Genomic DNA, 16706 nt, shown 5'->3' on the forward strand with positions numbered 1-16706 from the left:
CTAACGTCAATTACGTTAGCCTAGAGGAAAAGCAATACCCTTCCTAACTTTTATATTTGGCTAGCACTCGATGCTAGCCTTTTTTCTATCTGGCATTTGTCGTTTTCAAAATCATCCTGTTGTATATGTTAAATCTCGTTAACATTCACCTTATATATCTCATTGATATCCATCGACTATTTTAGATTATTAAGTGGCTAATCGCGTTTATGCATGATAATTAACCATGAACTTGACCTTAAACACAATTAGCTATACGTTGTAAAGCTGATGAAAATAAAATCAATCGGTTTTGTTAACACAACCAATAACGTTTTAACTGGCTAAAGCAAACTATCAGTTTATAAAAAACAACAAGTATATGAATAGTTAGTCATTTACTGTCTGGATGACAGAGAAGCAAAAGGGAGAATTGCAATGGCTCTATATGATCCTAGTCTTGAAAAAGACAACTGTGGATTTGGTTTAATAGCGCAAATGGAAGGCCAACCTAGTCATAAGTTGGTAAGAACTGCTATTTCAGCCCTCGATCGCATGACACACCGTGGTGGTATCGCTGCGGATGGTAAAACCGGGGATGGCTGTGGCTTATTACTACAGAAGCCTGACTCTTATCTCAGAATTATTGCAGAAGAGAATAACTTCAAGCTCGGCAAGCAATACGCTGTCGGCATGATTTTCTTCAGCCAAGATCCAATCAAAGCGCAATCCGCGCAAGACATCGTCAATAAAGAGCTCGCTCAAGAGACCTTAACGGTTGCAGGTTGGCGCGTAGTACCGACCAACACCGACGTATTAGGTCCGATTGCCAAAGATTCAGTTCCCAATATTCAGCAAGTGTTTATCTCGGCCCCCGCGGGTTGGCGTGAACGCGATATTGAACGACGCCTTTATATCGCTCGTCGCAGAATTGAAAAACAGATCACCGAAGACAAAGATTTCTATATTTGTAGCCTTTCGACACAAGTCATGGTTTACAAAGGTCTGTGTATGCCGGCCGATCTTCCGCGATTTTACCTCGATCTTGCAGACTTACGCATGGAATCGGCGATATGTCTGTTCCACCAGCGTTTCTCAACCAATACTCAGCCACGTTGGCCACTGGCTCAACCATTCCGCTATTTAGCGCACAATGGTGAGATCAATACCATTGAAGGTAACCGACAATGGGCTAAGGCTCGTGCCTATAAATTCTCTTCGCCGTTGCTGCCAGACTTACAAACCGCCGCACCCTTTGTGAATGAGACAGGCTCAGATTCATCAAGCCTAGATAACATGCTCGACCTGTTCCTTGCCGGTGGTATGGATGTGTTCCGAGCGATGCGCATGCTTGTGCCGCCCGCTTGGCAAAACCACCCAGATATGGACCCAGATCTACGTGCATTCTACGACTTCAACTCAAAGCACATGGAACCGTGGGATGGTCCTGCTGGTATCGTACTTTCAGATGGTCGTTACGCTGCGTGTAACCTAGATAGAAACGGCCTGCGTCCTGCGCGTTATGTGATTACCAAAGACAATCTAATCACGCTCGCATCAGAAGTCGGTATCTGGAACTACGCACCGGATGAAGTCGCAGAGAAAGGCCGTGTTGGCCCGGGCGAACTGTTGGTAATAGATACTCGCCGCGGCAAGCTATGGCAATCTAATGAGATCGACAATGACCTCAAAGGCCGCCACCCATATAAAGAGTGGATGGAAAAGAACGTTCACAAGTTAACGCCATTTTCTGCGCTGCAAGATGACCAAGTGGGTAAGCGTAGCTTTGACGATGATACGCTCAAGACCTACCAAAAACAGTTTGCGATGAGCAACGAAGAGTCCGACCAAGTGCTGCGTGTGCTTGGTGATATGGGGCAAGAAGCAGTGGGCTCAATGGGCGACGACACGCCAATGGCTGTGCTCTCTTCAAAAGAACGCTTGGTCACTGATTACTTCCGTCAAAAGTTTGCACAAGTCACCAACCCACCGATTGATCCATTGCGTGAAAAACACGTGATGTCTTTGGCGACCAGTATTGGTAAAGAGATGAACGTGTTCTGTGAAACAGACGGTCACGCCTATCGTGTCACGTTTGATTCACCAGTACTGCTTTACTCAGACATGCAGCAGCTTCTGCAGTTGAGTCAAAAACATTATCGTCATGTCATTCTCAGCATGCACTACGACCCAAATAACCAAGATCTAGAACAAGCAATCAAAGCAGTATGTGATAGCGCCGAACAAGAAGTCAGCGAAGGTGCGGTTTTAGTTGTGCTGTCGGACAAAGGTTTAGAGAAAGGAAAACTACCGATCCCTGCAGCCATGTTGGTTGGTGCGGTGCAAACAAGGCTTGCTGATACCAACCTGCGTTGTGATGCCAACATCGTTGTTGAGACAGCAACTGCGCGCGACCCACACCAATTTGCTGTGCTGCTTGGCTTCGGTGCAACCGCGGTTTACCCATACCTCGCTTATGAAGCGTTAGGTAAAATGTTGGATGATGGCTCTTTAGATAAAGATTATCGTGCCGCAATGCAAAATTACCAAAACGGCATCAACAAAGGTCTGTACAAGATCATGTCGAAGATGGGAATTTCAACCATTGCCTCTTATCGCTGTTCACAGCTTTTCGAAGCCGTTGGCCTTCATTCCGATGTTGTTGAGCTCTGTTTCCGCGGAGTTACCACTCGAATCCAAGGCGCAAGCTTTAGCGATTTCCAGCAAGATATCTATAACTTATCTCGTAAAGCCTGGACTAAGCGTAAGCCAATCGAGCACGGTGGTTTACTCAAATACGTACACGGCGGCGAATATCACGCCTATAACCCTGATGTGGTTGGCACTCTGCAAACTGCAGTAAAAACAGGTGAGACATCGGATTATCTCTCTTTTGCTAAGCAAGTAAATGCTCGTCCAGCTGCGATGTTACGCGACTTAATGAGCCTCAAAAAAGCCGATCAGCCTCTACCACTAGAGCAAGTCGAGCCTAACAGCGATCTGTTTAAACGCTTCGACTCTGCGGCAATGTCGATCGGTGCTTTGAGCCCAGAAGCGCATGAAGCATTAGCAATGGCGATGAACCGCTTGGGTGGTTACTCAAACTCTGGTGAAGGTGGTGAAGACCCTCGACGCTTTGGTACTGACCGTAACTCTCGTATCAAGCAGATAGCTTCCGGTCGTTTTGGTGTGACGCCACATTACTTAACCAATGCGGATGTTTTGCAGATCAAGGTCGCGCAAGGTGCGAAGCCTGGAGAAGGTGGTCAACTGCCCGGCCATAAAGTTACCGCAGAAATCGCTAAGCTGAGATATTCAGTTCAAGGGGTGACACTGATCTCCCCTCCTCCACATCACGATATTTATTCTATCGAGGATCTAGCGCAGCTGATTTTCGACCTTAAACAAGTGAACCCTAAAGCCTTGGTTTCAGTAAAGTTAGTATCGGAACCGGGTGTAGGCACGATTGCAACTGGTGTAGCGAAAGCCTATGCCGATCTGATCACCATTTCTGGCTACGATGGCGGTACCGCGGCAAGCCCTCTAACCTCGGTAAAATACGCAGGTTGCCCTTGGGAGCTTGGCTTAGCAGAAACTCAACAAGCACTGGTTGCTAACGGGCTTCGTCATAAGATCCGCCTGCAAGTCGATGGTGGTTTAAAAACTGGCCTTGATGTGATTAAAGGTGCGATTCTCGGTGCAGAAAGCTTTGGTTTTGGTACCGCGCCAATGGTCGCAATGGGTTGTAAGTTCTTACGAATTTGTCACCTAAACAACTGTGCGACGGGTGTTGCGACTCAAGATGAAACACTACGCCGCGAATACTTCAAAGGCCTGCCAGACATGGTGGTGAACTACTTTACAGGTCTAGCCGATGAAGTTCGCCAATACCTTGCAGAACTCGGCGTAGAAAAACTCACGGACCTGATTGGTCGTACCGACTTACTTGAAGCCGTTCAAGGCCTCACTGCGAAACAGAACAAGCTCGATCTCTCTTCAATACTCGAAGCTCCGGTATCTCCAGAACGTCACCCACTGTTTTGGACCGAGCCAAACGCACCATTTGATAAAGCTCAGCTCAACCAGCAGATTCTGGATGATGCACTCGATGCAATTGAGAAACGTCAATCCACCAGCCTTTACTACAACGTGATCAACACAGACCGCTCGATTGGTGCTCGTATCTCTGGTGAAATTGCTAAGCGATACGGCAACCAAGGGATGGCAGGTTCACCAATCAAGTTATATCTCGACGGTACAGCAGGCCAATCTTTTGCGGTTTGGAACGCAGGCGGCGTTGAGCTTTACCTAACAGGCGATGCCAATGACTATGTTGGCAAAGGCATGGCTGGCGGCAAAGTGGTTATCAAGCCTCACCAAGGCACCGCATTTACTTGTAACGAAGCGACCATCATAGGCAACACCTGTCTGTATGGCGCAACTGGAGGCAAGCTGTTTGCAGCTGGTACGGCTGGCGAACGATTTGGCGTACGTAACTCAGGTACGGTTGCTGTGATTGAAGGCGCTGGTGACAACGCCTGTGAATACATGACCGGCGGTATTGTTGCCATTCTTGGCGCAACTGGCGTCAACTTCGGTGCGGGTATGACAGGTGGCTTCGCTTATGTCATGGATAAGAACGAAGACTTCCAAGGTCGAGTAAATAACGAGTCGGTCGAGGCACTTTCTCTGTCTGACTTATTTATCCACCAAGAACATCTGCGTGGCTTAATTGCAGAGCACTTAGAAGAGACTGGCTCAGTACACGCTGAAGCTATTCTGGCGAACTTTGATGAATGGATTCCAAAGTTCTACCTAGTGAAGCCAAAGACGGCGGATCTGAACACCTTGCTCGGCCACCAAAGCCGCAGCTCAGCTGAACTTCGTGTTCAAGCGCAATAATTGGAAGGAGCCAATAATGAGCCAGAATGTATACCAATTTATTGATGTGAATCGCGTAGACCCAGCGAAGAAACCAATCAAGATACGTAAGATTGAGTTTGTAGAGATCTACGAACCTTTCACTAAACAGCAAGCGAAAGCGCAAGCAGACCGTTGTTTAGACTGTGGTAACCCATACTGTGAATGGAAATGTCCTGTTCACAACTACATCCCTCAGTGGCTTAAGCTTGCCAATGAAGGGCGCATTATCGAAGCCGCTGAACTGTCTCACCAAACCAACAGCCTGCCTGAGGTTTGCGGTCGAGTTTGCCCTCAAGACCGCTTGTGTGAGGGCTCTTGTACCCTCAATGACGATTTCGGTGCCGTAACCATTGGCAATATTGAAAAGTACATTACCGACAAAGCCTTTGAGATGGGTTGGAAGCCTGACATGTCTCACGTTGAGTGGACTGATAAAAAGGTCGCGATCATCGGTGCGGGGCCAGCAGGTCTAGCGGCGGCTGACATCCTAGTTCGTAATGGCGTAAAAGCCGTTGTGTTTGACCGCTATCCGGAGATCGGTGGCCTACTGACGTTTGGTATTCCATCGTTCAAGCTTGAGAAAGGCATCATGGAAAATCGTCGCCGTATCTTTAGCGAGATGGGCGTCGAGTTCCAAATGAATACCGAAGTCGGCAAAGATGTACAACTTCAGCAACTCGTCGATGACTACGACGCTGTTTTCCTTGGTGTCGGCACCTATAAAAACATGCGTGCGGGTTTAGACAACGAAGATGCACCGGGCGTTTATGATGCTCTGCCATTCTTGATTTCTAATACCTACAAGGTCATGGAACTGGAAAACCCAACCCCATTTATCGATATGCAAGGTAAGAAAGTCGTCGTGCTTGGTGGTGGTGATACGGCGATGGACTGCGTTCGAACCTCTATTCGTCAGAATGCGGCAGATGTGGTGTGTGCTTACCGCCGAGATGAAGCCAACATGCCAGGTTCTCGCCGTGAGGTAAAAAATGCACGTGAAGAGGGGGTGAAGTTCAAGTTCAACCTACAACCTATCGGCTTAGAGCTTAACAGCGCTGGTCATGTGGTTGGTGTGAAATTCGTGAAAACCGCTTTGGGTGAGCCTGATGAAGCAGGCCGTCGTCGTCCAGAACCTGTCGAAGGCAGTGAGCATGTTCTTGAGGCTGATACCGTAATTATGGCATTTGGTTTCCAACCTCATACGATGGAATGGCTAGAACCTTTCGGTGTGGAGCTCGATCAGTGGGGTCGCATCAAGGCTCCTAACAAACAAGAGTTTCAATACCAAACCACCAACAGCAAGATATTTGCAGGTGGCGATGCGGTTCGAGGATCTGACTTAGTGGTGACCGCTATCGATGAAGGCCGTAAAGCCGCAGAAGGGATCTTGGACTACCTAGAAGTGTGACTAATCTAAGGTTTCCTTTATTACTCAGGCCGTTACTATAAAAAAGGGATCCAATGATGGATCCTTTTTTGAATTAGATACGTTTATCACAAGCATATCGAAAAATACGTAAAACAATCGCAAACAAGCCAATACCTATAACTAAAATTAAAACAACGCCATAGGAAACATTATGAAAAAAGCAGCTCTCCTCTCGTTATCACTTTTAACGTTAACCGCTTGCAGCCAAGGAATCACGGACATGAAAGACAGAACTTCATCACCTTGTGGAGACAAACCAAACTGCGTATCAACTCAAGATGATCGTGAGCAACATGCATTGGCCGCGTTTGAGTTGTCAGATTCAGCGAGCTTAGATGCGATTGAGCAGGTTGCGCTAACCTTACCGGGATCAAAAACCGCGAGTAAAACAGAAGATTATCTGCGTGTTGAATGTACTTCGCGCATCATGCGTTTTGTCGATGACTTAGAACTTAAAATCACGGATGGCAAACTGATCGTGCGTTCAGAGTCTCGTACTGGCCATTCTGATTTTGGCGTAAACCGAAAACGAGCTGAACAACTTCGTGCTAGCTTGAAAAGCGAAGGCCTAATCAAATAGATAAAAGAATGCGCAGATAAATCGCTACTATTCGGATGAGAAGTGCCTCTGGGCAGTCGCTCGACACTTCTTATCCATGCTACAATTTCGCTCTACTGTTTAAATATTATTTATTAAGAGACTACACATGAAAATCGGCATCATTGGCGCAATGGAGCAAGAAGTTGCGATCCTAAAAGCAGCAATTTCAGACATTACTGAAGTTAATAAAGGCGGTTGTACCTTTTTCTCTGGTCAGCTAAATGGTGTTGACGTTGTTTTGCTTCAATCTGGCATTGGTAAAGTAGCAGCGGCTGTTGGTACTTCAATCCTACTAAGCGAATACCAACCAGATGCCGTTCTGAACACGGGCTCTGCTGGCGGTTTTGATTCAACACTGAACCTTGGCGATGTGGTTATCTCAACTGAAGTTCGACACCACGATGCAGACGTTACAGCTTTCGGTTACGAAATCGGCCAAATGGCAGGTCAACCTGCAGCGTTCAAAGCTGACGACAAACTGATGGCTGTTGCTGAACAAGCACTAGCAAAAATGGAAGACAAGCATGCCGTTCGCGGTCTTATCTGTACTGGCGACGCATTTGTTTGTACAGCAGAACGCCAAGAGTTCATCCGTAAGCACTTCCCATCAGTGGTAGCTGTAGAGATGGAAGCATCGGCTATCGCTCAAGCTTGTCACCAATTCCAAGTACCATTCGTGGTTGTTCGTGCAATCTCTGATGTTGCAGACAAAGAATCACCAATGAGCTTCGAAGAGTTCCTGCCACTAGCAGCGCAAAGCTCTTCTGAAATGGTTATCAAGATGGTTGCCCTACTAAAGTAAGCGACTAGACATGCAAACACTGTTTGATCAGGTATTTGCAAATGGCGTGCTCCTTGTGATGTGGGGAGCACTGCTTTTTCATTTAATTTTACCTATCCCCCATGCCGCACACCCCACGACCTTATGGCATAAGTTTGCTGAGCTTTTAGCAAGCAAGGTTAATAACAATAACAACCACAACTATTCCCAAAGTTTAATCTCAGGCACATTAGCCTGGGGGTTAATGGTACTGCCAACTCTGGTTATTCTATTGGCACTGCAACCATTGGTTTGGCAATCTCAACTGTTTGAATTGGCACTGTTATTACTCGCGATTGATTGGCGCAATAATGAAAAGCTGGCTAACCAACTGATCAAAGCACTTGGCCGAGAAGATAAAGCGGCCGCTCGTCAGTTACTGGCTCCGATTGTCAATCGTCAAACCGAATCACTTTCGTCACTTGGCCTCGGCAAAGCCGCCACAGAAACCATCATCATGGGTTACGCTCGTAACGTAGTTTGTGTGTTTTTCTGGTACGCCATTGGTGGTGGAATCGCTGCGTTAATGTATCGCCTTGTGGTCGAGTTAGCTCGAGCTTGGTCGCCAAGTCGCAAGCAATTTTCTCCGTTCGGCTCAACGGCGATCAAGATAGTCGCGATTCTCGAATTTATACCGATGCGTTTGTTTGCTTTGATGATCGTATGTGGTGATAAAGCAACGCACACATTTAAGATGATGTTAGTCCAAAGTCGCTCTTGGCCACTACCCGGCCCAGCCTGGTTGATCACGGCTGTTGGCAACAAGCTTGAACTATCATTGGGTGGCCCTGCGATTTACGACAACACTAAAGCCATTCGCGCAAAATTAGGCGGAAGAATCGCACCGTCAGCTCTGCATCTATCTCAGGTTCAGAAACTACTCTTTGGTCGCATCGCTATCTGGATATTTTTACAAAGCCTAGCCTTACTATTTATTCACCAAGGGATTTAGAGTGGAATCTTCAGCACTTGTTACAAGCCTTACTATTTTGTCTTCCAGCTTATGGCTGCCTTTATCATTTGCAGAAGAAGTACCACTGACTCAAGAACAAGTACAGCCGGCTCAACGCGTGGTCAGCCTTGCTCCTCATGCCACTGAACTCGCGTACAGCGCAGGTTTAGGTAACAACCTTGTCGCCGTAAGTGAACGAAGTGATTACCCACCACAAGCCGATAAGCTTGAAAAAGTGGCAAACTATCAAGGCATCAAGGTTGAGAAGATCATCGCACTTCAGCCTGATTTGATTCTTGCGTGGCCAGCGGGAAACCCGCCCAGAGAGCTCGCGAAACTAGAGCAATTTGGTTTTAATATTTACTACTCCAAGACCAAAAGCCTAGACAGTATCGCAACCAATATTGAACAACTGAGCCAATACGCTAGCGATCCAAGTATTGGCGAAAATAACGCTCAGCAATACAGAGAGCAGCTCAACGCCTTGAGACTAAAATACAAAGATGCCGAGTCAGTAAACTACTTCTACCAACTCAGTGAAAAGCCGATCATCACTGTTGCTCAAGGACACTGGCCAAGTGAGGTGTTTGAGTTTTGTGGTGGCCACAATATTTTTGAAGACAGCGCCTCTCCCTATCCGCAAGTTGGTATTGAACAAGTTGTATTAAGAAAACCGCAAGTAATCTTCACTTCTCAGCACGCGATTGAGAATGGAACCATGTGGCAAACATGGGAAGATGAGATCCCAGCTGTCGCTCAAAATCAGATTTGGTCCCTCAATTCTGACTGGATTAATCGCCCGACAACGAGAACTTTGAAAGCGATCCAACAAGTGTGCGATTTCTTTGATAGAGCTAGGCAAAATCACTAACTATTTGCTGCGTTTTTTCGTACAATTCGCCACCGACCTGTCCCTACAATTTTAACTATAAGAGCACCAGTATCATGGACTCCATGCTGCTTTATATTATCGATTTATTTGGCACTGCCATCTTTGCCGTCTCAGGCGTATTTGTCGCTGGCCGTCTTAAGATGGATCCCTTTGGCGTCGCCGTTCTAGGCAGTGTAACCGCGATTGGCGGCGGCACAATTCGTGACATGGCATTGGGTGCAACTCCCGTGTTTTGGATCACCGATACCACCTACCTTTGGGTCATCATCATCACCTGTTTGCTGACCATGATTATTGTAAGACGCCCGAAACGTCTGGCTTGGTGGATATTGCCGGTATGTGATGCGATTGGCCTAGCGGTGTTTGTTGGCATTGGTGTAGAAAAAGCACTTATCTATCAAGATTCAGCACTAGTGGCGATCATCATGGGTGTCATCACCGGCTGCGGTGGCGGTATTATCCGCGACGTACTTGCCCGTGAAGTGCCTATGATTCTAAGAAGTGAAGTCTACGCGACCGCTTGTATCATTGGTGGTACTTTCCATACCATGGCGATCAGCATGGGGCACGACTCAGAAACTGCATTTCTGGCCGGCGTGTTCTCAACACTATTGATAAGGCTTGGCGCTATTCGTTGGCATTTATCATTGCCGACCTTCGCCATCAAATAAGCTAACGTTACAAAGTGAAAGGCTCCGTAAAGGAGCCTTTCTTAATTTGAGCTCCCCAACACAATTATTATGCTCTCGCGCTACACGTGCGAGCATAGCTAAAAATACCTAACTTGGTTCAAAGCTTTAGTTTCAAGACTAGAGAATGAATGTTGTTTGAGGTAAGTTGAAACAATCATTCCCAACTTTCATGAATATAACCCAATGCTACTCGAAGGAATCGAAACTCTACTGGTATTGAGTAAAGCAAAGACCATGAGCCGCACAGGCAGTTTGCTTTATATCAGCCAATCAGCGGTCAGCAAACGGATTGCGAATTTAGAAAAGAAGCTAGGTAAAAAGCTCATTGAACCGAGTGGCCGACAGATAAAACTCACGCCAGATGCGATAGCATTAATCGAGAGTATTGGCCCGACATTCAATGAACTTCGTGGGCTTATTTATGAACAGCAAGAGTTGGAAGATACCACTCTCATCACCCTAGACAGCAATAAGTCTCTGATAGCCGGTTATTTAGGTGAGATGATGGGCCAATTTATCCAGCAAGATAAGTACATCACCATTACCACCAACCACACGCCGAGAATTATCGAACGGGTGCAGTCCGGCAAGGCGACCTTGGGGTTGTGTGCTGGCTTACTGCCACCACATCATGGGTTGATGACCTTCCATCTTTTTGATGAACCGTTTTACATAGTGAGTAAGTCGCCGCTAACGGATCTCCCTCCAATGGTCATCACTAACGACATGACCAATCCAGCCAATTCTTATCAACTTTCTGTATTAGAAAAATTTGGTATCAAACCCTTGATGGAGATGGATGCCTACACCGCAGCGGCGCAACTTGCATTGGGCGGGACTGGGCCAGCGTTGATCCCGCTCTCTATCGTAAAAACACTCAATATTGAGCCTCAATATCTGTATAGCTTCACCGAATTAGCAGGCTTGATTCGGCCGATTCATATCTGTGTCAGACCAAATAGTTACCAGTCTCCACGAGTTAAAACACTGATAGAATCCATTGTTGATGCTGTTCCCAAAGCAGTTTAGACGCCATTAGCATCGACATCACGATCACAAGGGGGCGAATCCATTTCTGCCCTTTTGTCACCACCACTTTAGCGCCAATCTGAGCGCCCATAAATCCACCGACCGCCATCACTAATCCCAACTCCCAAATAGGCAAACCAGCCAAAATAAAGAAAATTAAGGCAGCGATATTCGAGGTAAAGTTAAGTACTTTAGTACGCGCCGTAGCATCGACTAACGAGAAGTGACCAATAGCAACAAAGCAGACGGTGAAGATAGAACCTGTTCCTGGGCCAAAAAAGCCATCATAGAAACCCACGCCGCCACCAATACACAGAGCAAACATCGCCTCAGAGATCTTCTGTTTTCCTTCAGACGCTCTAGTTTGGGGTGCCAACAGGAAATAGAGAGAGATAGCGATAAGCAGCAGTGGGATAACACTGGTCAGTAGGCTCGCATCAATGTGCTGGACTAACTCAGCGCCAATTGCAGAGCCAATAAAGGTACAAAAGATAGCAAGGCGCATCTCTTTGATGCTGACGATACCGTTGCGCACGAAATACCAACTCGCGGAGAAGCTGCCAAATGAGCTTTGGAGTTTGTTGGTTGCCAGTGCCTGCGTGGGTGGAACTCCAGCCGCTAGCAATGCAGGTAGAGTCAGTAACCCACCGCCGCCAGCCATTGCATCAATAAAGCCTGCTGCCGTTGCAACAACAAACAAGATAGCCAATATTTCTAGAGTAATTTCCATATACCCAACGCCTTAAAATCCTGTGTAGCGACAAGTTACCACTCACAGCAGACGAGCAATAACGAAACACAAGATTCTAACCTATTCCAAATATTCATCATTAAGCTACCGCGGAATAACAGACATAAAAAAGCCCACTCCGAGGAGTGGGCTTTGAGCATTTATATCCGCATATCAGCGATACACTTTAGGCGATTAAGCTTGAGAAGCTTTAACCTGAGCGTGTAGCTCTTGAACTGAAGTTACTGACGTTTTCGCGTCTGCAGTGTGCGCCATACAAGTCGCGAATGCAGCATTTAGCGTAGTCGTGTAGTTAACTTTCTCAGCAAGTGCACCACGACGAAGAACTTTAGAATCTTCAATCGCTTGACGGCCAGCTGCAGTGTTCACGATGTACGTATACTCGTTGTTCTTGATACGGTCAAGAATGTGAGGACGACCTTCGTGTACCTTGTTTACTAGACGTGGGTTGATGCCCGCTTCGCCAAGGATAACCGCAGTACCGTGAGTTGCGTCTAGCTGGTAACCAAGCTTAGATAGTTTAGATGCTAGGTCAACAACACGCTCTTTGTCGCCTTCGCGAACAGAAAGAAGTGCACGACCGCCTTCTGGGTAGATGTTACCACAACCCAATTCAGCTTTAGAGTATGCTTCTGCGAACGTCGCACCAACACCCATAACTTCACCAGTAGAGCGCATTTCTGGGCCTAACAGTGGGTCAACACCAGGGAACTTGTTGAATGGAAGTACAACTTCTTTCACTGAGTAGTAAGGTGGGATGATTTCTTTCGTAAAGCCTTGAGACTCTAGAGATTGACCCGCCATTACACGAGCGGCAATCTTAGCGATTGGCGCACCAGTTGCTTTAGATACGAATGGAACCGTACGTGCTGCACGAGGGTTAACCTCGATTAGGTACACTTCATTGTTCTTAACAGCAAACTGCGTGTTCATCAGACCACGAACACCCAACTCGAACGCTAGCTTTTCAACTTGCTCGCGCATTACGTCTTGGATTTCTTGGCTTAGCGTGTATGCAGGAAGAGAACATGCTGAGTCACCAGAGTGAACACCCGCTTGCTCGATGTGCTCCATAATACCGCCGATTACAACGCGCTCACCGTCACAAATCGCATCTACGTCTACTTCAACAGCGTCATCTAGGAAGCTATCAAGTAGTACTGGAGATTCGTTTGATACGCTAACTGCTTCGTTGAAGTAGCGACGTAGGTCTTGCTCGTCGTATACGATTTCCATCGCACGACCACCAAGTACGTAAGAAGGACGTACAACAAGTGGGAAGCCGATTTCACGAGATTTCTCTACCGCTTGCTCCATTGTTGTTACTGTCGCGTTTTCTGGTTGAAGTAGGCCTAGACGGTCTACAGCAACTTGGAAACGCTCACGGTCTTCTGCACGGTCGATTGCGTCTGGGCTAGTACCGATGATTGGTACGCCAGCAGCTTCAAGAGCACGAGCCAGTTTAAGTGGTGTTTGACCACCGTACTGAACGATAACGCCTTTTGGTTTCTCAACGCGAGCGATTGCTAGTACGTCTTCCAGAGTTACTGGTTCGAAGTACAGACGGTCAGACGTATCGTAGTCTGTAGAAACAGTCTCAGGGTTACAGTTAACCATGATAGTTTCGTAGCCATCTTCGCGCAGCGCTAGTGATGCGTGTACACAACAGTAGTCAAATTCAATACCTTGGCCGATACGGTTTGGACCGCCGCCTAGAATCATGATTTTTTCTTTGTCTGTTGGGTTTGCTTCACACTCGTCATCGTAAGATGAGTACATGTAAGCCGTATCTGAAGAGAACTCAGCCGCACACGTATCTACACGCTTGTATACCGGGTGGATATCGTATTGGTCACGTAGACGACGGATTTCGCTTTCCGCTACACCTAGAATCTTAGATAGGCGCGCATCAGCAAAACCTTTACGCTTAAGCTTGTTTAGCTCGTCTTTATTTAGACCAGCAAAGCCTTTCGCTTTAAGTTCTTGCTCTAGCTTAACGATGTCTTCGATTTGAACTAGGAACCAACGGTCGATTTGCGTTAGGTTGAATACACCATCTACCGACATACCAGCACGGAATGCGTCAGCGATGTACCAAATACGCTCTGCGCCAGCTTCTTTAAGTTCGTGACGGATAGTCGTTAGAGCATCTGGTGCGTCTAGGTCTACCATTTCGTCAAAACCAGTCGCGCCAACTTCTAGGCCGCGAAGTGCTTTTTGTAGAGATTCTTGTTGGTTACGGCCGATAGCCATAACTTCACCAACCGACTTCATTTGCGTCGTTAGGCGGTCGTTAGCACCTGCAAACTTCTCGAAGTTAAAACGAGGAATCTTAGTTACTACGTAGTCGATTGTTGGTTCGAATGATGCTGGAGTTGCGCCGCCAGTGATGTCATTCATTAGCTCGTCTAGCGTGAAACCAACAGCCAGTTTCGCTGCAATCTTAGCGATTGGGAAACCTGTTGCTTTAGAAGCTAGTGCAGAAGAGCGAGATACACGTGGGTTCATCTCGATGATAACCATACGGCCATCTTTCGGGTTGATACCAAACTGTACGTTTGAACCACCTGTTTCAACACCAATCTCACGCAGTACTGCTAGAGATGCGTTACGCATTAGTTGGTATTCTTTATCTGTCAGCGTTTGAGCTGGAGCCACAGTGATTGAGTCACCTGTGTGAATACCCATTGGGTCGAAGTTTTCAATCGCACATACGATAATGCAGTTGTCGTTTTTGTCACGAACCACTTCCATCTCGTACTCTTTCCAACCGATAAGTGATTCATCGATAAGAAGTTCATTAGTTGGAGATAGATCCAAACCACGACGACAGATTTCTTCAAATTCTTCTTTGTTGTAAGCGATACCGCCACCAGTACCACCCATCGTGAACGATGGACGAATGATACAAGGGAAGCCAACCATGTCTAAAACTTTGTAAGCTTCTTCCATCGTTTTCGCTGTATCAGCAGTTGGACACTCAAGGCCAATTGCTTTCATTGCTTTATCGAAGCGTGAACGGTCTTCTGCTTTATCGATAGCGTCAGCCGTTGCACCAATCATTTCAACACCGAACTCTTCAAGAACGCCGTGCTTTTCTAGGTCTAGAGCACAGTTCAATGCAGTTTGGCCACCCATAGTAGGTAGAACTGCATCAGGCTTCTCTTTAGCGATGATGTTACGCACAACTTCCCATTGGATAGGCTCGATGTAAGTTGCATCTGCCATGTCTGGGTCAGTCATGATTGTCGCTGGGTTCGAGTTCACAAGAATAACTCGGTAACCTTCTTCGCGAAGCGCTTTACAAGCTTGAGCACCAGAGTAATCGAACTCACATGCTTGGCCGATAACGATCGGGCCAGCACCTAGAATAAGAATACTTTTAATGTCAGTACGTTTTGGCATTGTCTACTACTCCGAATTACGCTGTGTGCTGTTTGATTAGTTCAATAAAGTGGTCGAATAACGGCGCTGCGTCTTCTGGACCTGGGCTCGCTTCAGGGTGACCTTGGAAGCTGAATGCTGGTTTGTCTGTACGGTGAATACCTTGTAGAGAACCATCAAATAGTGATTTGTGCGTTGCACGTAGTGTCTCTGGAAGGGTTTCTTCGTCAGCAGCAAAGCCGTGGTTTTGCGAAGTAATCATCACAACATCACGATCTAAATCTTTAACCGGGTGGTTTGCGCCGTGGTGACCAAACTTCATCTTCACTGTCTTAGCGCCTGACGCAAGAGCAAGAATCTGGTGACCTAGACAGATACCGAAGATTGGTAAGCCTTTTTCTAGGAACACTTTTGTCGCTTCAATTGCGTAAGTACATGGTTCTGGGTCACCAGGGCCATTTGAAAGGAAAACACCGTCTGGGTTCAGAGCAAGTACTTCTTCAGCTGAAGTCTCAGCAGGAACAACCGTTAGGCGGCAGCCGCGGTCAACAAGCATTCGTAGGATGTTTCGTTTTGCACCGAAGTCATAAGCAACAACGTGGTATGGCAATTCTGAGTCTGCTTTCGCTTCAGGAAGTCCACCCGTAAGCGTCCACGAACCTTGTTTCCATTGATACGCTTCTTTTGTTGTAACTTCTTTCGCAAGGTCCATACCTTTCAGGCCAGGGAATTCTTTTGCTTTAGCTAGAGCCAAAGCTTCGTCTAGGTTTCCGTCGTTTACTGAAGAGCCAGCTACAATACAACCGTTCTGTGCGCCTTTTTCACGAAGAATACGCGTCAACTTACGAGTATCAATATCAGCGATACCAACAACGTTTTGCGACTTAAGGTAATCAGAAAGGGATTGTTCATTACGGAAGTTAGAAGCGATTAGAGGGAGATCGCGAATCACAAGGCCTTGAGCGTGGATTGAAGAAGATTCTTCGTCTTCGGAATTGGTTCCGGTATTGCCAATGTGAGGGTAAGTAAGGGTAACGATTTGTTGAGAATAGGAAGGATCAGTGAGGATTTCTTGGTACCCCGTCATCGAGGTATTAAAAACGACTTCACCAACTGCAGAACCTACAGCGCCAATGGCTTCACCGTGAAATACTGTCCCATCTTCTAGGACGAGTAGTGCTGACTTCTTCAAGACAACCTCCAGAAATAAAAATGCATTAAAATTGATTTAATTTGCAAATCTACCTTCCTGCA

11 protein-coding genes are annotated in these 16706 nt (G+C 46.7%); 8 read left to right on the forward strand and 3 right to left on the reverse strand.

Annotated elements, in window-relative coordinates:
- The first annotated feature begins 417 nt into the window (after positions 1–417).
- From gltB to AB4263_RS08440, 8 genes are all read left to right on the forward strand, one after another.
- A complete protein-coding gene (gene gltB, locus AB4263_RS08405) occupies positions 418–4881 on the forward strand; it encodes a glutamate synthase large subunit (protein ID WP_372098064.1) in 4464 nt (1487 codons plus the stop codon).
- A gap of 16 nt (positions 4882–4897) precedes the next feature.
- A complete protein-coding gene (locus AB4263_RS08410; protein ID WP_372098065.1) occupies positions 4898–6310 on the forward strand; it encodes an FAD-dependent oxidoreductase in 1413 nt (470 codons plus the stop codon).
- Positions 6311–6482: 172 nt separating this feature from the next.
- Positions 6483–6911 (forward strand): DUF1499 domain-containing protein, encoded by a 429-nt coding sequence (locus AB4263_RS08415; RefSeq protein ID WP_017059301.1) that lies wholly within the window; start codon positions 6483–6485, stop codon positions 6909–6911.
- 127 nt (positions 6912–7038) lie between these two features.
- A complete protein-coding gene (gene mtnN / locus AB4263_RS08420; RefSeq protein ID WP_136978402.1) occupies positions 7039–7734 on the forward strand; it encodes a 5'-methylthioadenosine/S-adenosylhomocysteine nucleosidase in 696 nt (231 codons plus the stop codon).
- Between the two features lie 10 nt (positions 7735–7744).
- A complete protein-coding gene (locus AB4263_RS08425; protein WP_372098066.1) occupies positions 7745–8704 on the forward strand; it encodes a cobalamin biosynthesis family protein in 960 nt (319 codons plus the stop codon).
- Position 8705: 1 nt separating this feature from the next.
- The gene (btuF, locus tag AB4263_RS08430) at positions 8706–9575 is read left to right on the forward strand and encodes a vitamin B12 ABC transporter substrate-binding protein BtuF (protein ID WP_017062892.1); all 870 of its coding nucleotides are present in this window, start codon (positions 8706–8708) and stop codon (positions 9573–9575) included.
- 74 nt (positions 9576–9649) lie between these two features.
- Complete coding sequence (locus AB4263_RS08435; RefSeq protein WP_017062893.1) at positions 9650–10267, forward strand: TRIC cation channel family protein; 618 nt, start codon at positions 9650–9652, stop codon at positions 10265–10267.
- A 204-nt stretch (positions 10268–10471) separates the two neighbouring features.
- On the forward strand, positions 10472–11317 hold the full coding sequence (locus AB4263_RS08440) for a LysR family transcriptional regulator (protein ID WP_102394343.1): 846 nt from the start codon (positions 10472–10474) through the stop codon (positions 11315–11317).
- Here the strand turns inward: AB4263_RS08440 and AB4263_RS08445 are convergent.
- The 3 genes from AB4263_RS08445 to carA form a co-directional block, all read right to left on the reverse strand.
- Positions 11268–12047, reverse strand: a complete 780-nt coding sequence (locus AB4263_RS08445) for a TSUP family transporter (RefSeq protein ID WP_372098067.1) — start codon at positions 12045–12047, stop codon at positions 11268–11270. The genes AB4263_RS08440 and AB4263_RS08445 overlap by 50 nt on opposite strands.
- Before the next feature lie 195 nt (positions 12048–12242).
- Positions 12243–15473 (reverse strand): carbamoyl-phosphate synthase large subunit, encoded by a 3231-nt coding sequence (gene carB / locus AB4263_RS08450; protein ID WP_017059294.1) that lies wholly within the window; start codon positions 15471–15473, stop codon positions 12243–12245.
- Between the two features lie 16 nt (positions 15474–15489).
- On the reverse strand, positions 15490–16644 hold the full coding sequence (gene carA / locus AB4263_RS08455) for a glutamine-hydrolyzing carbamoyl-phosphate synthase small subunit (RefSeq protein WP_010434758.1): 1155 nt from the start codon (positions 16642–16644) through the stop codon (positions 15490–15492).
- Between the last annotated feature and the right edge of the window lie 62 nt (positions 16645–16706).

It is taken from the genome of Vibrio sp. 10N.261.55.C5 (genome assembly GCF_041470505.1).
GTDB classification, from domain to species: domain Bacteria; phylum Pseudomonadota; class Gammaproteobacteria; order Enterobacterales; family Vibrionaceae; genus Vibrio; species Vibrio crassostreae_C.